At 59.2% G+C, this 16,988-nt stretch carries 20 protein-coding genes; 8 read left to right on the top strand and 12 right to left on the bottom strand.

Translation table 11 applies throughout. The annotated features are described in order from the left end of the window. Positions 1-31: 31 nt before the first annotated feature. Genes PSH59_RS18605 through PSH59_RS18595 form a run of 3 tightly spaced genes read right to left on the bottom strand, consistent with a single transcriptional unit; the run spans position 32 to position 2,340 of the window. Positions 32-595, bottom strand: a complete 564-nt coding sequence (locus PSH59_RS18605; protein WP_305393390.1) for a peptidylprolyl isomerase — start codon at positions 593-595, stop codon at positions 32-34. A gap of 3 nt (positions 596-598) precedes the next feature. Continuing rightward, positions 599-1,402 carry an alpha/beta fold hydrolase gene (locus PSH59_RS18600; RefSeq protein ID WP_305393389.1) on the bottom strand — a complete coding sequence of 268 codons (804 nt, stop codon included), beginning with the start codon at positions 1,400-1,402 and terminating at the stop codon, positions 599-601. Between the two features lie 14 nt (positions 1,403-1,416). Continuing rightward, entirely contained in the window at positions 1,417-2,340 is a 924-nt protein-coding gene (locus PSH59_RS18595; RefSeq protein ID WP_248078040.1) for a LysR family transcriptional regulator, read from the bottom strand. Between the two features lie 49 nt (positions 2,341-2,389). Between PSH59_RS18595 and PSH59_RS18590 the strand changes: the two genes are divergently transcribed. The 3 genes from PSH59_RS18590 (at position 2,390) to PSH59_RS18580 (ending at position 4,536) form a co-directional block, all read left to right on the top strand. Continuing rightward, a complete protein-coding gene (locus PSH59_RS18590; RefSeq protein WP_248078039.1) occupies positions 2,390-2,704 on the top strand; it encodes a 3-phosphoglycerate kinase in 315 nt (104 codons plus the stop codon). A 151-nt stretch (positions 2,705-2,855) separates the two neighbouring features. After that, the gene (locus tag PSH59_RS18585; protein WP_248078038.1) at positions 2,856-3,455 is read left to right on the top strand and encodes an FMN-dependent NADH-azoreductase; all 600 of its coding nucleotides are present in this window, start codon (positions 2,856-2,858) and stop codon (positions 3,453-3,455) included. Between the two features lie 202 nt (positions 3,456-3,657). Further along, complete coding sequence (locus PSH59_RS18580; protein WP_305393388.1) at positions 3,658-4,536, top strand: carboxylate/amino acid/amine transporter; 879 nt, start codon at positions 3,658-3,660, stop codon at positions 4,534-4,536. 135 nt (positions 4,537-4,671) lie between these two features. Here PSH59_RS18580 and PSH59_RS18575 read toward each other — a convergent pair whose 3' ends face one another. The 4 genes from PSH59_RS18575 to PSH59_RS18560 form a co-directional block, all read right to left on the bottom strand. Then, positions 4,672-5,286, bottom strand: a complete 615-nt coding sequence (locus PSH59_RS18575) for a hypothetical protein (RefSeq protein WP_248078036.1) — start codon at positions 5,284-5,286, stop codon at positions 4,672-4,674. Further along, positions 5,283-5,798, bottom strand: a complete 516-nt coding sequence (locus PSH59_RS18570) for a hypothetical protein (protein ID WP_305393387.1) — start codon at positions 5,796-5,798, stop codon at positions 5,283-5,285. Before PSH59_RS18570 ends, PSH59_RS18575 begins: the two co-directional genes overlap by 4 nt. Beyond that, the gene (locus tag PSH59_RS18565; RefSeq protein ID WP_305393386.1) at positions 5,705-6,496 is read right to left on the bottom strand and encodes a PAAR domain-containing protein; all 792 of its coding nucleotides are present in this window, start codon (positions 6,494-6,496) and stop codon (positions 5,705-5,707) included. Before PSH59_RS18565 ends, PSH59_RS18570 begins: the two co-directional genes overlap by 94 nt. 261 nt (positions 6,497-6,757) lie before the next feature. Beyond that, positions 6,758-8,053, bottom strand: coding sequence for a mechanosensitive ion channel family protein (locus PSH59_RS18560; protein WP_305393385.1), 1,296 nt, complete (start codon positions 8,051-8,053; stop codon positions 6,758-6,760). A gap of 194 nt (positions 8,054-8,247) precedes the next feature. Here PSH59_RS18560 and PSH59_RS18555 point away from each other — a divergent pair, with 194 nt between their 5' ends. After that, positions 8,248-9,594: a DEAD/DEAH box helicase gene (locus tag PSH59_RS18555; protein ID WP_248078033.1), complete on the top strand. Its 1,347-nt coding sequence runs from the start codon at positions 8,248-8,250 to the stop codon at positions 9,592-9,594. A gap of 49 nt (positions 9,595-9,643) precedes the next feature. Here the strand turns inward: PSH59_RS18555 and PSH59_RS18550 are convergent, their stop codons facing one another. Beyond that, complete coding sequence (locus tag PSH59_RS18550) at positions 9,644-9,919, bottom strand: hypothetical protein (RefSeq protein ID WP_248078032.1); 276 nt, start codon at positions 9,917-9,919, stop codon at positions 9,644-9,646. Positions 9,920-10,072: 153 nt separating this feature from the next. Here PSH59_RS18550 and PSH59_RS18545 point away from each other — a divergent pair, with 153 nt between their 5' ends. Further along, a complete protein-coding gene (locus PSH59_RS18545) occupies positions 10,073-10,462 on the top strand; it encodes a transcriptional regulator (protein ID WP_305393384.1) in 390 nt (129 codons plus the stop codon). Between the two features lie 69 nt (positions 10,463-10,531). On the opposite strand, the gene PSH59_RS18540 is transcribed toward PSH59_RS18545, so the two are convergent. The 3 genes from PSH59_RS18540 to PSH59_RS18530 form a co-directional block, all read right to left on the bottom strand. Further along, positions 10,532-11,398, bottom strand: a complete 867-nt coding sequence (locus PSH59_RS18540; protein WP_305393383.1) for a DUF6279 family lipoprotein — start codon at positions 11,396-11,398, stop codon at positions 10,532-10,534. Between the two features lie 66 nt (positions 11,399-11,464). Beyond that, positions 11,465-12,187 carry a TorF family putative porin gene (locus PSH59_RS18535; protein WP_305393382.1) on the bottom strand — a complete coding sequence of 241 codons (723 nt, stop codon included), beginning with the start codon at positions 12,185-12,187 and terminating at the stop codon, positions 11,465-11,467. Positions 12,188-12,393: 206 nt separating this feature from the next. Continuing rightward, positions 12,394-12,573 (bottom strand): hypothetical protein, encoded by a 180-nt coding sequence (locus PSH59_RS18530; RefSeq protein WP_017527541.1) that lies wholly within the window; start codon positions 12,571-12,573, stop codon positions 12,394-12,396. 322 nt (positions 12,574-12,895) lie between these two features. Here PSH59_RS18530 and PSH59_RS18525 point away from each other — a divergent pair, with 322 nt between their 5' ends. From PSH59_RS18525 to PSH59_RS18515, 3 genes are all read left to right on the top strand, one after another. Beyond that, entirely contained in the window at positions 12,896-13,732 is an 837-nt protein-coding gene (locus PSH59_RS18525; RefSeq protein ID WP_233891841.1) for a S1 RNA-binding domain-containing protein, read from the top strand. Between the two features lie 52 nt (positions 13,733-13,784). After that, positions 13,785-14,183, top strand: a complete 399-nt coding sequence (locus PSH59_RS18520; RefSeq protein WP_305393381.1) for a DUF2177 family protein — start codon at positions 13,785-13,787, stop codon at positions 14,181-14,183. A 197-nt stretch (positions 14,184-14,380) separates the two neighbouring features. Further along, positions 14,381-15,823 carry an NCS1 family nucleobase:cation symporter-1 gene (locus PSH59_RS18515; protein WP_305393380.1) on the top strand — a complete coding sequence of 481 codons (1,443 nt, stop codon included), beginning with the start codon at positions 14,381-14,383 and terminating at the stop codon, positions 15,821-15,823. On the opposite strand, the gene PSH59_RS18510 is transcribed toward PSH59_RS18515, so the two are convergent. Further along, on the bottom strand, positions 15,735-16,934 hold the full coding sequence (locus PSH59_RS18510) for a YbfB/YjiJ family MFS transporter (RefSeq protein WP_305393379.1): 1,200 nt from the start codon (positions 16,932-16,934) through the stop codon (positions 15,735-15,737). The two genes, PSH59_RS18515 and PSH59_RS18510, sit on opposite strands and share 89 nt — an antisense overlap. Between the last annotated feature and the right edge of the window lie 54 nt (positions 16,935-16,988).

Raw genomic sequence — 16,988 nt, 5'->3', positions numbered from 1 at the left:
CGTGAGCCGCGTGCGGAGCTGCCTGCCGACCTCAGTCGATGCGCTTGGCCGACTTGATCAGGACAGGATCGACAGGCACGTTCTGCATGCCTTGCTTGGTGGTGGTCTGGGAGTTGACGATGATATCGACCACGTCCATGCCCTTGACCACTTTGGCGAACACGGCATAACCGGCATCGCGACCTGGGTCGAGGAAGGCATTGTCCGCCACGTTGATAAAGAACTGGCTGGTGGCCGAATCCGGGTTCGAGGTGCGCGCCATCGACAGCGTGCCACGCACGTTATGCAGGCCATTGCTGGCTTCGTTCTTGATCGGTGCTTCGGTCGGCTTTTGCGACATCTGCTGGGTGAACCCGCCGCCCTGGACCATGAAACCTGGAATCACGCGGTGGAAAATCGTGTTGGTGTAGAAGCCCTTGTCGACATAGGCCAGGAAATTTTTGGTACTGATCGGCGCCTTGACCGGGTCCAGTTCGATTTCGATGTCGCCGTTGGTGGTGGAGATCAGCACGTGAGGGGCCTTGGCCGGCTCGGCCGCCATCAGGTTGGCAGCGAACAGAACGGAACCGGCAAAGAAGGCGATTTTTTTCAGCATGGGTCAGTGATCCTGGGTAGTGGTGTCGACGGTCTTTAGAAAGTCGAGCAAGGTCGCGTTAAAGACTTCGGGTTGATCCAGCGGCGTGGCATGGCGGGAATCTTCGATCACCACCAGTCGCGCGTTGGGCAGCAGTTTTACATAGATTTCTTTGTGCGCCACGGGGGTGTAGTCGTGGTCGGCGCTGATGACCAAAGTTGGACAGGTAATTCTGGAAAGTCGTTCCAGCACGCCCCAGCCCACAATCGCATCGAAGCTGGCGAGATAAGCACGTTTGTCGTTTTTTGCCCAGCGTTCGGCCATCTTGCGGCGCAGGTCGACCTGATGCGGTTTGGGAAACAGCCGATCGCCCAAGGCCTTGCCGATGGTGTTCAGGCTGAGCACGCGGGCCAGGGTCCAGCGCTTGGCCCACTGCCAATAGTCATCGGCGCTGCGCACCTTGACCTCAGGCGCGCTGTTGACGATGCACAAGCTCTTGACCAGGGCGGGCTCGTCCACCGCCAACTGGAAGGCGATCATGCCGCCCATGGACAGGCCCACCACATGGGCGGGCGGCAGGTTCAGATGATCGAACAGCGCCAGCAGGTCACCGGTAAACCCTTTGATGCTGTAGCGCTCTCGGGGTTTGTCGGAGCGCCCGTGACCGCGCACGTCCACCACGACCACGCGGTAGGACCTTGCCAGTACCGGGATCTGCAGTTCCCAGTCCTGGCTGCTGGAGCCCAGGCCGTGGATCAGCACCAGCGGGTGACCGTGGCCGTATTCCTCGTAATGCAGGGTGCAGCCTTCGTGGTCGAACCAGGCCATGCATGAACTCCGTTTCAGGCTTGCCGGGGAGCGGCGAAAGGCGCGTCCAGGGGGGCGGTGTCAAACGTGCGCAGCAATTCCACGAGGATCTGCGTGGCCGGCCCCAGGGGTTTGTCTTTGTTTGAGTACAGGAAAAACGTCGGGTGGCGGCTGCCGCCCTGTTCCAAGGGTAGCTGCTTGAGCAGCCCTTCGGCGAGTTCGCGCTCGATCATATGCCGCGGCAGCCAGGCAAAGCCCAGGCCGCTGCCGACAAAGGCGGCGGCGGTGGCCAGGCTGCCGACGGTCCAGCGCTGTTCGGCGCCGAGCCAGCCGACGTCGCGTGGCTGCTGGCGGCCGGAGTCGCGGATCACCACTTGCATCTGGCTTTCCAGGTCCTGGAAGCTCAGCTCACGGTTCATGCGGTGCAACGGATGTTCCGGGTGGGCCACGGCGACGAACTCCACGTCGCTCATTTCCGTGCCCAGATAACCGGGGATACTGAAACCGCAGATCGCCAGGTCGGCCACGCCTTCGATCAGCAGTTCTTCGACGCCGGACAGCACCTCCTCACGCAGGCGCACGCGGCAACCGCGACTCTGCGGCATAAACGCGCTGAGGGCGCGTACCAGGCGCGCGTTGGGGTAGGCGGCGTCGACCACCAGCCGTACTTCGGCCTCCCAGCCTTGTTCCATATGGTGGGCGAGGTCTTCCAGTTGGCTGGCGTTTTTCACCAGTTGTCGGGAGCGGCGCAGCAGCACTTCACCGGCGTCGGTGAGCACCGCCTTGCGCCCGTCGATGCGCAGCAGCGGCACGCCGAGCTGGTCTTGCATGCGGGCCACGGTGTAGCTCACCGAGGACTGCGAACGGTGCAGTGCTTCGGCGGCCTGGGCGAAGCCGCCATGGTCGACCACGGCTTGCAGCGTGCGCCATTGATCGAGGGTAACGCGGGGCGCTTTCAAGATGGGTTCCTCTTGTCCTAAGCTGGCAGTCCTTATTGGAGACTGCCGAATGAGAAAATTGTGTTGTGTGTTGCTGGCGCTGCTGCCCTTGAGTGCATTGGCCTACCCCATCGACGTGACAAAGAAGATCGATGGCGTGAGCGTGGACTACACCGCCTCCGATGTGGACGGCGACATCAGCTCGATTCAGCTAAACAACTACGGCACGAAAGACGCCGTGTGTTCGGTAACCTTCACTAACGGCCCGGAAGCACCGCGTCGGCGTACCGTCACAGTGCCTGCGGGCAAAAGCACCAACACCACGGTCAAGTTCAACCGCGCCATTATCAAGATGCGCATTGCCCTGGCCTGCGCGCCAAAATAAAGCCGCAGCGGAGCATGTCTACAGGAATACTCCGCTTATCAACAAATTTCTAGATGGGTTGGAGCAGTTTTTTGCGCTTTTTTATCGAATGAGCCTTGGTTAATCTTTTCTCCATCGACTTACAGCAGTTTCAGATGGAGCCTACGAAGCCATGTCCAACGTTCTGATCATCGAAAGCAGCGCCCGCCAGCAGGACTCGATCTCCCGCCAACTGACCCGGCAATTCATCAGCCAATGGCAGGCGGCCCACCCGGCGGACCAGATCACCGTGCGAGACGTGGCCCTCAACCCGGTGCCGCACCTGGACGCCAACCTGCTGGGTGGCTGGATGAAACCGGCGGATCAGCGCAACGCCGACGAGCAGGCCTCCCTCGACCGCTCAGACGAATTGACCAACGAACTGCTGGCCGCCGACGTGCTGGTGATGGCCGCGCCGATGTACAACTTCGCCATCCCCAGCACCCTCAAAGCCTGGCTGGACCATGTGCTGCGAGCGGGCGTGACCTTCAAATACACCGCCACCGGCCCCCAGGGGCTGCTGAACGGCAAGCGCGCGATCGTACTCACCGCACGGGGTGGCATTCACACCGGCGCCAGCTCTGATCACCAGGAACCCTACCTGCGCCAGGTCATGGGGTTTATCGGGATTCACGATGTGACCTTCATTCATGCCGAAGGCGTGAACCTCAGTGGTGACTTCCACGAGAAGGGCATCAACCACGCCAAGGCCTTACTGGCGCAGGTGGCCTGATCCGTTAATCGTCAGGTAATCGGGTGATGTTTATATCGCTCCACGCAAACCCTTCAAGTACGCGTAAGAACCTCCCTTTGCACTTTTTGCTCCTGAGTGCTCCTGCCCGACTGACGCTTTAGCGAGGTCGGGTTTTTTTTGCCCCGAGTTTCTTCAAGCCCCGAAAACCTTTAATGTCGCGCCCATTCGAAATGAGGCGCGCATGGGCTATCTACTGGTTGTCACCCTGATTCAGGCATTTTCCTTCAGCTTGATCGGCGAATACCTCGCCGGTCACGTCGACAGCTACTTCGCCGTGCTGATTCGCGTGGTGCTGGCCGGGCTGGTATTTATCCCGCTGACCCGCTGGCGCTCGGTGGAGCCGGCGTTTATGCGCGGCATGCTGGTGATCGGTGCGTTGCAGTTCGGCGTGACCTACGTGTGCCTGTACTTGAGCTTTCGCGTACTCACCGTGCCGGAGGTGTTGCTGTTTACCATCCTCACGCCGCTGCACGTGACCCTGATCGAAGACGCCCTGAACCGACGTTTCAACCCGTGGGCAATGGTTGCCGCCCTGGTAGCGGTGGCGGGCGCGGCGGTGATTCGTTTCGACCAGATCACCCCGCACTTCCTGATGGGCTTTTTGCTGCTGCAACTGGCCAACTTCACCTACGCGGCCGGGCAGGTGATGTACAAGCACTTGGTGGCGCGCTACCCGAGTGACCTGCCGCACTACCGGCGTTTCGGCTACTTCTATCTGGGCGCGCTGTTGGTGGTGTTGCCGGCGTTCCTGTTGTTCGCCAAGGCCGACTTCCTGCCACAAGCGCCGCTGCAATGGGGCGTGCTGGTATTCCTGGGCCTGGTCAGCACCGCGCTCGGCATGTACTGGTGGAACAAAGGCGCGTGCCTGGTGCATGGCGGCACGTTGGCGGTGATGAATAACCTGCATGTGCCATTGGGGTTGTTGCTGAATTTGCTGATCTGGAACCAGCACGAGCCGCTCGGGCGTTTGGCGTTGGGCGGGTTGGTGATTCTGGGGGCGGTGTGGATCAGTCGGTTGGGTGTGCGTTCTGCGGGGGCTGTTGCGCCACGCAAAACTTAATGAATGCCCAGGTCTTTTACGGTAACGAACTGACCTGCTTCAATACCTTGCCGGCTTGGTTGGAGCGTTAGCGGATGCCTTCCGAAAGTTCGTCGATAATCAGTGCAATTTCTGGTTCCTAGGCGCCTCGCAGAATCATTCAGGCCCCCATGGGGGGGCCAGTGAAAGGGTCATGAGGTAACGCTCCTCTGTCGGGTGTCTATCGTCTCTGAATCGTCCCACCACTAGCATCACTTGGTACTTATTATTTGCTCGCCAATAGGACGAGCCGCCCCGATTCACGTTTCGCAGCCGAGCTCGCCACTCTGGAGTATCGGCGAATGGAGGGTTGGACGCGACGCGGATCGGCTCCCAGCCTGCCTTGCGCCATTGCTCCTGCAGATCCAGAACTACCTTAAGTGTGTCATCGAGCAGAAGCGGTTCAACTTGAGGGGATAGACGGACACTACTAACCTTCTCATTGCTGTCGAAGCTCACTGTGAAGAAACGAGCCTGGGGGGTCACAAATCCATATTCAGAATCCATGAAGCGAAGGCGGGCATCAGATTTCGTGAGTCTTCCCCAAAAATGTCCGGGTATGGCGGGGGCAATGGATGCACTAGAGCGCTGACGCATGTCTTCCCAAGGCTCGCCAAGTAGCAGTGCGATTTCTGACGTATGGGTAAAGAAACGTATCATCCCCACCAGCAGTGCGGCAGCGAATAATACAAGAGTGCAATTTCGCCCATTCACCGCTGAGAGCCAGTTCATAGGACACCCCTGCCTTCGGCGATGTCTTCAATTGCCTGTTCGATTAGCTGCAACTCCGCGCCATGTAGAAAATCGTCAAACTGTGCAGCAGCCTTGAGTACGAAAGCCATGCGTTGATTGATATCGGCAAGGTTGGCGAAGGGGTGCTGACTAAAAACAACCGTGCGTCTGTCATTGAATGTGCTGCATTGGCTGGCAAGCGTCAGTTCTAGGGCCTGGGCTGCTCCGGACGGTATGTCAGTGATGTATGAAAAGTGGTTACTTCTCAGCAGGGCTACTAGTTTTGTATCGTTATAGAGTGTCGGTTGAAGGATATTTTGCTGTTCGTGCCAAGCTAGCTGCTCAACGCTTTTGGTGATATCGCCTTCGTCAATGGCTTTGAATACCTGCAATATTTCCGGATAATCAACCCCAAATCTCAACTTCTCTTGTCCCACCGGCCACAACACCGCCTGCGGCTCATCCTCAAAAATGTTCTGACGCGAGGACAGACAAGTCTCAAGCCCCCCCACACCCCTTTCCGGGCACTCCTTCTCAACTGCTGCGCCGCCTCGTATTCCACCTGAATCTTCTCGATGGCGTCAGCCGCATGCAGCAAGCCGCACCCCACCTGCTTGGACGCAAACGCCGCGAGCCCCGCCCGCTGAAAACGCTTGTCGAGCCGCCAGAGCTGAGCGTAAGCAGAGTTGATCACTCGGTTGCGCAACCTGGGATCGGCGATCAGCGTGCCTCCCGGCGCGACAATGTCTTCTGCCTGTTTTTGATAGAAGCGCCAATTGCGCTCGCAGGAAGACTCGAGGATCTCGCTTGATGTTGGAGTCGCAGGTCTTGAGAGTGAAGTGGGCGATGTACGGGGCGTGGTCGATGAAGCTTGCGTTGGGGGCGATACAGGAGCGGCTCTACTTAGTACCGAAGTATCTTCGGCAGTAACGGTCTGATACCGATCGAACTGGTCGGTAATCAGACGAGGGGCCGGGTCGCATTTGCACAGACAAATATCGTCCGAAAGCGCGACTTTTCGCCCATGCGCATCCATTTTAAGCCGCGGGCCGACACAAACAATGGCGCCTGCGGTCTGGCACGCCGGGCAACGCACCTTGTGCCCTTCAAGGGCAATTTCTACCCTGTTAATGCCGAAGCCCCTCAAACCGTCGACTACTGTACCGCCAGCAGTGGTTTTGGCGCCTCGAGTAATTAAATAGCGTCGCATGCCAGATATGTCCTTTTGTTAACTGGGACCAGCACGCTAGGCGAGGCTACAAGAACCGGGTAGTCGGACGATTCTTGGTTTGGTGTAGGTTTATTCTGAGGCGCCACGAGCAGCCTGGATCGAGATGTCGACACTTGGTTTTTTCACCGGTAAGCAGCTTTAATCCTGATCCGTTGTAGCGGAGTGCATGCATGTGTAGCCTCATTGAGCCTCAATGAGGCTGAACTTTCAGAGCGAGGAATTTGAGGGGATAGAACTAGGTCAAGGCTCTTGTACCGAGGGCGGCAAATGGCTGGCCCCCAGCACGGCCGGCAACATCCCCGCACGCAAGTCATTGCCACTCGGCTGCTGATACAAACTCAAGCCAAACTCCGGCAGCACCGCCAGCAAATAATCGAAGATATCCCCCTGGATGCGCTCGTAATCGGCCCAGGCCGTGGTGCGGGTAAAGCAGTAGATCTCCAGCGGCACTCCCTGGGCGGTGGTTTGCATCTGGCGCACCATGCAGGTCATGTTCGGTTGGATGTCCGGATGGCTTTTCAGATACGCCAGCGCATAGGCGCGAAACGTGCCGAGGTTGGTCATGCGCCGGCGGTTGGCTGACAGTTGCGCGCTGTGCCCCTGGGCTTCGTTCCAGGCTTTGAGTTCGGCCTGTTTGCGCCCGATGTAATCGGTGAGCAGGTGCACCTGGGTCAGGCGGACTTCTTCGTCATCACGCAGGAAACGCACACCGCTGGCATCGATAAACAGGCTGCGCTTGATGCGCCGCCCACCCGAGGCCTGCATGCCGCGCCAATTTTTGAACGACTCGGACATCAGTCGCCAGGTGGGGATGGAGACGATGGTCTTGTCGAAGTTCTGCACCTTGACCGTGTGCAAGGTGATGTCCACCACATCGCCGTCGGCGCCGACCTGGGGCATTTCGATCCAGTCGCCCACGCGCAGCATGTCATTGCTGGTCAACTGCACGCTGGCCACGAATGACAGCAAGGTATCCTTGTAGACCAACAGGATCACCGCCGACATCGCACCCAGACCCGATAGCAGCAACAGCGGCGAACGGTCGATCAGGGTGGCGACGATAATGATCGCGCCGAACACGAACAGCACCATCTTCGCCAACTGCACGTAGCCTTTGATCGAGCGGGTGCGGGCGTGTTCGGTGCGCGCATAAATGTCCAGCAGGGCGTTGAGCAGCGCGCTCATCGCCAGCACCATGAACAGAATGCTGAACGCCAGGGCCACGTTGCCGATGAACAGGATCGCGGTTTTGCTCAGGTTCGGTACCAGGTACAGGCCGAACTGGATCACCAGCGAAGGCGTCATCTGCGCCAGGCGGTGGAAGACTTTGTTGTGCCGCAGGTCGTTGAGCCAGTGCAGCGGAGGTTGGCGGCCGAGCAGTTTGACGGCATGCAGGATCAGGTAACGGGCGATGCGCCCGAGCAGCAGGGCCACCACCAGCAACACCAGGAAACCAAGGCTGGCATGCAGCACCGGGTGTTCGTCGAGGGCGCCCCAGAGGTCTTGGACGTTGAGCCAGAGCTGTTTGATATCCATGGGTGAAACCAGTTCTTCTGTTAGGACAAGATGGGGCGATTAGAGCATTTAAGTGCGACAAAGTTGATCATGCAGGCAAATACCGGGGCAAAAAAGCAGCTGATTCATGCCGTTCGCGTAAAGAAACTCGGTTTGGACGCCCGAAACCGGTAACCTATGCAGCTGATATTTTGTATTTCTTCGAGGTAGCACCCGTGTTTTCCCAATTCGCCCTGCACGAACGCCTGCTCAAAGCCGTGGCCGAGCTTAAATTTGTCGAGCCTACGCCTGTGCAAGCAGCGGCCATCCCGCTCGCGCTCCAAGGGCGTGACCTGCGGGTGACAGCGCAAACCGGCAGCGGCAAGACCGCCGCTTTCGTCCTGCCGGTCCTGAACCGTTTGATTGGCCCGGCCAAGGTCCGCGTCAGCATCAAGACCCTGATCCTGCTGCCGACCCGCGAGCTGGCCCAGCAGACCCTGAAGGAAGTCGAGCGCTTCTCGCAGTTCACCTTCATCAAGTCCGGCATCATTACCGGCGGCGAAGACTTCAAGGTCCAGGCGGCCATGCTGCGCAAGGTGCCGGACATCCTCATCGGCACCCCCGGCCGTATGATCGAGCAACTCAACGCCGGCAACCTCGACCTCAAGGAAGTCGAAGTGCTGGTGCTGGACGAAGCCGACCGCATGCTCGACATGGGCTTTGCCGATGACGTACAGCGCCTGGTTGCTGAATGCGTCAACCGCCAGCAGACCATGTTGTTCTCCGCCACCACTGGCGGTTCGACCCTGCGCGAGATGGTCGCCAAGGTCCTGAACAACCCTGAGCACCTGCAGGTCAACAACGTCAGCGACCTGAACGCGACCACGCGTCAGCAGATCGTCACCGCCGACCACAACGTGCACAAAGAGCAGATCCTCAACTGGCTGCTGGCCAACGAGACCTATCAGAAGGCCATTGTGTTCACCAACACCCGTGCCGCGGCCGACCGCATCTACGGTCGTCTGGTGGCCCAGGAATACAAGGCGTTCGTGCTGCACGGCGAAAAAGATCAGAAGGACCGCAAGCTGGCCATCGACCGCCTCAAGGCGGGCGGCGTGAAGATCCTGGTGGCGACTGACGTGGCGGCCCGTGGTCTGGACGTCGACGGCCTGGATCTGGTGATCAACTTTGACATGCCCCGCAGCGGCGACGAATACGTGCACCGTATCGGCCGTACCGGGCGTGCCGGCAACGATGGCCTGGCCATCTCGCTGATCTGCCACGGCGACTGGAACCTGATGTCGAGCATCGAGCGCTACCTCAAGCAGTCGTTCGAGCGCCGCACCATCAAGGAAGTCAAAGGCACCTACACCGGGCCGAAGAAGGTCAAGGCGTCGGGCAAGGCGGTTGGCGTGAAGAAGAAAAAAACCGACGCCAAGGGCGACAAGAAGAAAACCGGTGCCAAGTCGCCGACCAAGCGCAAGATCGCCAACCGTCCGAAGACCGACAACCTGTCGCTCGTCAGCAAGGATGGCATGGCCCCGCTCAAGCGCCGCAAGCCAGAAGCACCGGCTGCCGAGTAAGGTCGGGCGGATGTAAAAAAACCGGACGATGTCCGGTTTTTTTAGGCCTTCAATTTTTGGCCTTGGCGGCGGCTTCTTTCAGCTCTTTCAAGCGAGCGTCGATCAACTGGCACTTGTCGGGGAATTCCGCGCTTTCAGTGTCCAGGTCCATTTTCTGCAGTTCGGCGTTCATCTCTTTGGCTTTGCCGGGGTTTTGTTCGGTGAGCTGAGTCACCTCTTTGGCCAATTGCTCGCGTTTGGCCGTGGCTTCGTCGGGCGTGCAGGCCCAGGCGGGCAGGGTGGTGAGCAGGGTGGCGGCAATGGCCAGATTTTTCAGGCTGTTCATGGGGCGGACCTCCTTGGCGATGATGTGCGGTTGAGGGGGCGAACGTCTGCAAAGTTCAGAGAAATGACGCCCGTCCGATCAGATGAACGGCGGATGACGCCACAGGTCACACCTTTTGACGGGCTACTTTCCATGCCTGCAGGAGGAATCAGGATGACGACTTACAACTGGGATTTGATCGAACGTCTGCTGCATGAAGTGCAGAACGGCGAGGGCAGCTTTGCCCCGCGTAAATACGCCGAACAGGAAGCGGCCGACAAGGCCTCTGCAGGCGAGGACACCGGCAATCTGGATGCGCTGAAAAAAACCGCCGCCGATTATGAGGCGCTGTTATTCAAGCGCGGTTTTATCGAGTCGCGGCCCGAAGAGGAGGGCGGTAATGGCGAGAATTTCATTCTGACGCCGCTGGGATCGCAGTTGCTCGCGCTGATCGACAGCTCGATTCCAGGCAACGACCACCCACGTCAGGTGCTCGATGAACAGCCGGACGCGCTGGACCCGGACACGTTCGCGCACGTGGCGTCCAAGGCCCAGATTGCCTGATGCCCTCACGTTCCGGCACCTGTGGGGTGCCGGCGTGAAACGGTTGGACGGTAATCTGTATCCATTGCATCAGGACTGCGCGCTTTTCAGGCATTTGAGTGCCTGGAAATCATTGCGTACCTTGTCGATCTTCTGGATCAGTTTCTGACGTTGTGGCTCGGTGCTTTCAGCCATCACGTCCACCAGCAGGCTGCGTGCGGCGGATTCGGTGCGGGCATAGGCCGCGCGGTATTCCGGGGTCCACAGGCTTTCGCGGTCCACCAGTAATTGTTGCATCTTCTGCGGGAAGTCAGCGCTGTGGCGTTGCTGCACGGCCTCGATAAATTGCGCCTGCCAATGGGCGCGGTTGCCGATCCACTCGGTGTTCTGCTCGCCCAGGGCGTCGGACCACGCCGCTACGCGTTGCTGCTGGCTGGCGCTTAAAGGGCCCATCCAACTGTCCAGGCGCTTGTTCATGCGCTCGGCGCGCTCTCTGATCTGCTGGGCCAACGGCGGCTTGAGATAGTCGTCCTGGCGTTTGCGCAGGTCCTTGGCCAGGGCATCACTCATGGCCTGCACCTGTTCGTCATCCAGGCCCTGGAGCAGTTCGACGGCTGACGGTGTGATCTCGCGGGCAACCTCGGCGATGGCGTGTTTGGCTTCCTGGGTTCGGGTCTGCAGTGCGGCGTCGGTGACCTGGTTGTCATCGACCATCTGCTGCAGCCGGTCAAGCCAGTCCAGGTAACCGGGGAGCTGTGTGGTGCAGTGCCAGGCCAGGTGTTCCTTGAGCGTGTCGTTGAACCAGCTCTTTTGCCCGGCATTCATGTCCAGATAATCGTTGAGGGTCCAGGGGATGATGACATCGAGGTTGCGATAGGCCAGGCCCACGCGATTGCAGCCGGCGAGCACCAGGCTCAGGGTCAGCAGTACCACCAGTAGTTTGAGCCGACGCAGCATGGGCGTGTCCTTGCGCAGAGGGGATTAACGCATGTGAACCCACGGCGGGCGTGACAGTTCAGCCCATCAATAAAACGGCCGTACAGCCTTCAAGGTCAACAGGCCGTCACATTGCGAATTGTGTCCGGAGTAGGCCGAGCAATCACCGCCGCTGAGGCTGGAGTCGCTGTAGATCAGGTCCAGGTCGATGCCCTTCCAGGCGCGGGAGAGTTGCACCGACCAGTCACTGAAGCTGCTGATGGTGCCGCCAGCAACCGACGCCGGTGTGCCCAACTGATGGGTGGTGTACTTCATGCTCACACCGATGCCGAAAGGTTGTGTGCCGCCCAGGTCGGCGAACAGGGTGCTGTCCTGGCGGTCCGGGTCGTTGCTGAAGGAGGCGCCGAAACGATTGCCCAACAGGTTCAGGCCACCGTAGAACTCCTGGCTGTTCAGCGGGCTGACCTTGGGGTAGCTGTAGTGGATCAGACCCACCTCGTAGCCCAGGGTCTGGTCGAAGGGGTGCTTGAAGCCCATATAGGAGTCGACCTCCAGGGTACTTGCCGACGACAGGCCCATGTTCGGCGAGAACTGGCCGAAGTACAGGCCGCTGTCGTGACTAAGGTCCAGGCCGCCGTGGAACGAATCGCTGCCCGGTGAGGTGGGTTTGACCAGGCCCTGGGCCATGCTGCGGCTGGGGGTGGTGCCTAATTTAAGGTCGAAATCGCCCAATTCGCGCTGGAAAATCTGCGCTTCGGCGAGGGGGCAAGCGACGAGTGTGCTGACCAAAAAGATGCAGGGTTTGAGCATGCTTCACTCCATGAAAAGCGAGGAGCAGTGACGGAGGAAATCGGGCAGACGCCCGTTTTAGACGTGTGCAAGCATACCGACGTATGCCAGGCGGTGGGACCCGTTCGTCGATTAGCGTGATATTGAATGTGTTGGGAGGGGGGTTCAGGCTCTAGTCCTAGCGCCTTGAGGGCAAGACGCTTAGGGACCAGATATGTGCGCGGGTTTTACTTTTTGCCCAGGCTGATCTGCTTGGATGGGCCGAAAGTCTGGCCGCTCACGCCCTTGGCAATTTGCTGGATTTCGCCACCGGACTTGAGGAACGCGGCGATCTGGTTGTTGATCGATTCACTGGTTTCAACGGCGGGAGCTGGCTTTGCTTTGCTGTTGGATGCTTTTACGCGCATGGCGGCCACTAACCTGTAGAAAATTAACTTGGCCAGGCATCGTACAGGAAATACTTGACAATTGCTTGGCAAATATCCCCGGTGAATAAGTGTTACACCGGTGCAACGGCAAAGTTTATCGATGAAATAAACCGCTAACTTGCTGTTTTAACTCGAAACCACGGGGCGAAACGCTGCTGGTGACGTGGCCTGATTCAGCCAAACGATCGGACGAGCGGGGTCGTGCCACTGAAACGCCACGCCAGCCCGCGATTTTTAAGGTGCGCGCGCGTGGCGGGCGCAACTCGGGTAGAATGCCGCCCACGCAATGAGGGTATTGGAAATGGCTCTAGTCGGGCGCTACAACAGCTTACAAGTGGTTAAACACACTCACTTCGGTTTATACCTCGATGGCGCGCAAGACGGTGAAATCCTCTTGCCTAATCGGTATATCCCCAAAGATATTCCCAGTGAAGATGAAGACTGGCTTAACGTTTTCATTTATCTGGACAGCGATGACAAACTTATCGCCACCACCGAAAAACCCAAAGTTCAAGTGGGCGAATTTGCCAGTTTGAAAGTGGTTGAGGTAAACAGCATTGGCGTGTTCCTCGATTGGGGTTTGCCAAAAGATCTGTTGCTGCCGTATTCGGAAGAAAAACGTCAGTTGACCGCCGGTGAATATTGCGTGGTGCACGTCTACCTCGACAAACACACCAAGCGCATCACCGCCACTGCGCGCCTTGATCGTTACCTGGACAAGACCCCGGCCAACTACCAGGTCGGCCAGGAAGTCGACCTGCTGGTCGCCGAAGCCACCGACATGGGCTTCAAAGCGATCATCAACAACAAGCACTGGGGTTTGATCCACAAGAACGAAGTGTTCAAGTTCCTGCGTCCGGGCAAGGAAGAAAAAGGCTTTATCAAAGAGATCCGCGCCGATGGCAACATCAGCCTGAGCCTGCAACCGGTGGGGCAGGAAGCGGCCTCCAGCCTTAACTCGAAGATCCTCGCCAAGTTGCGTGAAAACAACGGCAGCCTGCCAGTGAGCGATAAAAGCGATCCGGCCGTGATCAGCAACTTGTTCGGCGTGAGCAAAGGCAACTTCAAGAAAGCCATTGGTGCGCTCTACAAGCAAGGTCAGATCGTGATTCATGCCGATCGCATTGAACTAAGCTGAGTGCACTTGGTTCTGCTGTAGACGCCCATTGGCGTCTACTGAGGCTGCCTTAATGACCAAGAAAACGCTGTTTGCCTACCTCGGCACTTTGCTCGCCTTCCTGGTTCTGGACGGCCTCTGGCTCGGGGTCCTTATGGGGCCGACCTACAAATCCCTGCTGGGCCCGCTGATGCTTGATCAGCCCCGTCTGTTGCCGGCAACGCTGTTCTATCTCTTGTATGTCCTCGGATGCGTGGTGTTCGTCGTATTGCCCAGCGCCAGTTGGCAGCGCGCGGCGCGTTTGGGGGCCTTGCTGGGCCTGGTGGCCTACGGCACCTATGACTTGAGCAACTGGGCCACGCTGCAAGGCTGGTCCGCTCAGTTGGCGCTGATGGACATGGCCTGGGGTACGTTCCTGACTGCCGCTTGCTGTACGGCCGGCTACCTGTGTGCACAACGGGTGCACCGCTGATTGTGTACAGGATTTTTGTGCACCGTTGCTGAGCGCCAGTCCAGCAGCTAAATCATCACAACCCCCTTTGGGCCGCAGTTGCAAGGGGATTGTGTGCCATTGGCACGTATTCTGCTGACTCTCTCGTATACAAACCATGCCGCCTGCCGTATGCACCCGCCACGGCAGCGCAGGCCGGTATTTCGAGGAGCCAAGCGATGACCGAGCAATTGCCCAAAGGCTACAGCCCACGCCTGTACAACAAGGACTTGGGCCCACTGCCGCAAAAGTGGACCTGGTACAACATCTTTGCGTTCTGGATGAGCGACGTGCACAGCGTCGGCGGCTACGTGTTCGCCGCCAGTCTGTTCGCCTTGGGCCTGGCCAGTTGGCAGGTATTGATCGCCTTGCTCGCCGGTATCTGCATCGTGCAGTTGATCGCCAACCTGGTGGCCAAGCCCAGTCAGCAAGCCGCAGTGCCGTATCCGGTGATTTGCCGGCTGGCGTTTGGTGTATTTGGTGCGAATATCCCCGCCGTCATTCGCGGGCTGATCGCGGTAGCCTGGTACGGCATTCAGACCTACCTGGCCTCCAGCGCGCTGATCATCGTAGTGCTGCGTTTCTTCCCGCAGATGGCGGTGTATGCAGAACCGCATTTCGCCGGCCTTTCCTACCTGGGGTGGTTTGGTTTCCTTAGCCTGTGGGTGTTGCAAGCCGCCGTGTTCTGGGCCGGGATGGAATCCATCCGTCGCTTTATCGATTGGGCGGGGCCGGTGGTGTATGCGGTGATGTTTGCCCTGGCCGGGTGGATCGTGTGGAAAGCCGGCTGGGCGAATATCAGCTTTACCCTGTCGGAAAAATCCTTGTCTGGCTGGCAAGCGTTTGGCCAGGTGATCGTGGCCACGGCGCTGGTGGTGTCGTACTTCTCCGGGCCAACGCTGAACTTCGGTGATTTCAGCCGCTATTGCCGCAGCATGCAGGATGTACGTCGCGGTAACTTCTGGGGGCTGCCGGTGAATTTCCTGGCGTTTTCCCTGGTCACCGTGGTGATCGTCTCGGGCACCTTGCCGGTGTTTGGCGAAATGCTCCATGACCCGATCGCCACCGTATCGCGAATCGACAACAACATGGCCGTACTGCTGGGCGCCTTCGCTTTTGTGACGGCCACCATTGGCATCAACATCGTCGCCAACTTCGTTTCACCGGCGTTTGACTTCGCCAACGTGGCGCCCAGCAAAATCAGCTGGCGCGCCGGGGGGATGATTGCCGCCGTGGCTTCGATCTTTATCACCCCATGGAATCTGTTCAATAACCCGCTGATGATCCACTACACCCTGGATATCCTCGCCGCCTTTATCGGGCCGCTGTTCGGGATTCTGCTGGTGGATTTCTACCTGATCAAAAAACAGAAGATCGACGTGGATGCGCTGTTCGATGACAGCCCGAGCGGACGTTATTACTTCGACGGCGGCGTGAACTGGACGGCGGTCAAAGCGCTGGTACCCGCAACGCTGGTGGGTGTAGCGATCACCTTCACTCCGGCGTTGCAGGGCATGGCCAACTTTGCCTGGTTCACCGGATGCTTCCTGGGAGGGCTGTTTTTCCTGGTGCTGGCACGGCGTGAGCAGGTGCGCGCGCCGACACCGCTGGTGGCCGGCTGACCAGCACGCCGCCCGCCAGTAACAGGCATGCACCGGCGATTACCAGCGCCGGTTGCAGGCCGCCGCTTAGATGGCTGCTTACGGAGGCCAGCAATGGCCCACTCAATTGGCCGATGGCAAAGCTGGCGGTCAGTAGCCCGGTGCCGCGCTGGTAGCCGTGTGGCGCCACTTCGCGCAAACGTGCCATCACCAACTGCATGCAGGCCAGGAACGGCCCACCGCATAACAACACCCCCAGTGCCAGCCCCCAGCCATTGCCCAGCAGGCAGGCGAACACGCCGGCCGCTTGCAGCCATAGCGTCGTCATCAGCCAGCGGCGTGTGGTGTTCGGGTCCTTGCGGCGCAGGCTCGCCACGCCTACGCCAATCGCCGCCGCCAGGCCAAAGCATGGCCAGAACAGGTCGGCCTGCCAGGCACCGTTGAACTGCGCGCTGGCCATCTGTGACAGAAAGGTCGCCGGAATGATGTAGCCCAGTCCGAACAGCACATAGATCCAGCACAAGTGCACGATGCTGCCGTTGTTCTCTGTAGAGGCGGTATGCGCGATCGAGGCGATCGGTTTTGGCAGAAAGGGCAGGATGGCCAGCAGCATCAGCAGCGCCACCCCGGCGTACACCAGCCACAGGGTGGCGGAGTCTTTTCCCAGTCGGTTAGCGCCCAGCGCCAGCAGCCCGGTCAACAGAATCCCCAGCCCTGGTCCGGCAAATACCAGGGCGCCCAGCCGCGGGCGACCGGCGGCCAGCGCCAGTGGTTGGCTCAAACTGGTGATCATCACCAACGCCCAGGCGCTGGCAACGCCGGTGCCAAAGCGCAGCAGCAGGTGCGGCCAGAAGCCGTGCGCCCAATACGAGGCGAGCGTCAGCAGCACGCACAGCCATAACCCGCCGTACAAGCGTGCGCGCACGTGGTGATGGGAGCGGGCGAAAATCGAATCCACCGCGCCCACCAGATACCCCAGGTAATTGGCGGCAGCGATCAGCCCGGCGCCGGTCAGGTCGATCTGCCCTTCACTGAGCAGGTGCGGCAGTTGCGGCGTGAGGGCGAAACGGCCAATGCCCATGGCCATCATCAGGGCGACGGCGCTGGCAACCAGGCTAATCAGGGGTGACATGTTCAGATGTCCTGTCAGGGGAAAGAGTGACCTTGAGCCTAAGGCGTATTGACT

The sequence above is a fragment of the Pseudomonas sp. FP2309 genome (assembly GCF_030687575.1).
GTDB lineage: Bacteria > Pseudomonadota > Gammaproteobacteria > Pseudomonadales > Pseudomonadaceae > Aquipseudomonas.
Note: the sequence above shows the minus strand (reverse complement) of the source record. Positions and strands in the feature narration are given on the sequence as shown.

What these genes read in the sequence shown, in the direction of transcription:
- PSH59_RS18605 (WP_305393390.1), bottom strand. Translation starts at nt 595, where the DNA reads ATGCTGAAAAAAATCGCCTTCTTTGCCGGTTCCGTTCTGTTCGCTGCC.
- PSH59_RS18600 (WP_305393389.1), bottom strand. Translation starts at nt 1,402, where the DNA reads ATGGCCTGGTTCGACCACGAAGGCTGCACCCTGCATTACGAGGAATAC.
- PSH59_RS18590 (WP_248078039.1), top strand. Translation starts at nt 2,390, where the DNA reads ATGAGAAAATTGTGTTGTGTGTTGCTGGCGCTGCTGCCCTTGAGTGCA.
- PSH59_RS18585 (WP_248078038.1), top strand. Translation starts at nt 2,856, where the DNA reads ATGTCCAACGTTCTGATCATCGAAAGCAGCGCCCGCCAGCAGGACTCG.
- PSH59_RS18580 (WP_305393388.1), top strand. Translation starts at nt 3,658, where the DNA reads ATGGGCTATCTACTGGTTGTCACCCTGATTCAGGCATTTTCCTTCAGC.
- PSH59_RS18575 (WP_248078036.1), bottom strand. Translation starts at nt 5,286, where the DNA reads ATGAACTGGCTCTCAGCGGTGAATGGGCGAAATTGCACTCTTGTATTA.
- PSH59_RS18565 (WP_305393386.1), bottom strand. Translation starts at nt 6,496, where the DNA reads ATGCGACGCTATTTAATTACTCGAGGCGCCAAAACCACTGCTGGCGGT.
- PSH59_RS18560 (WP_305393385.1), bottom strand. Translation starts at nt 8,053, where the DNA reads ATGGATATCAAACAGCTCTGGCTCAACGTCCAAGACCTCTGGGGCGCC.
- PSH59_RS18550 (WP_248078032.1), bottom strand. Translation starts at nt 9,919, where the DNA reads ATGAACAGCCTGAAAAATCTGGCCATTGCCGCCACCCTGCTCACCACC.
- PSH59_RS18545 (WP_305393384.1), top strand. Translation starts at nt 10,073, where the DNA reads ATGACGACTTACAACTGGGATTTGATCGAACGTCTGCTGCATGAAGTG.
- PSH59_RS18540 (WP_305393383.1), bottom strand. Translation starts at nt 11,398, where the DNA reads ATGCTGCGTCGGCTCAAACTACTGGTGGTACTGCTGACCCTGAGCCTG.
- PSH59_RS18535 (WP_305393382.1), bottom strand. Translation starts at nt 12,187, where the DNA reads ATGCTCAAACCCTGCATCTTTTTGGTCAGCACACTCGTCGCTTGCCCC.
- PSH59_RS18530 (WP_017527541.1), bottom strand. Translation starts at nt 12,573, where the DNA reads ATGCGCGTAAAAGCATCCAACAGCAAAGCAAAGCCAGCTCCCGCCGTT.
- PSH59_RS18525 (WP_233891841.1), top strand. Translation starts at nt 12,896, where the DNA reads ATGGCTCTAGTCGGGCGCTACAACAGCTTACAAGTGGTTAAACACACT.
- PSH59_RS18520 (WP_305393381.1), top strand. Translation starts at nt 13,785, where the DNA reads ATGACCAAGAAAACGCTGTTTGCCTACCTCGGCACTTTGCTCGCCTTC.
- PSH59_RS18515 (WP_305393380.1), top strand. Translation starts at nt 14,381, where the DNA reads ATGACCGAGCAATTGCCCAAAGGCTACAGCCCACGCCTGTACAACAAG.
- PSH59_RS18510 (WP_305393379.1), bottom strand. Translation starts at nt 16,934, where the DNA reads ATGTCACCCCTGATTAGCCTGGTTGCCAGCGCCGTCGCCCTGATGATG.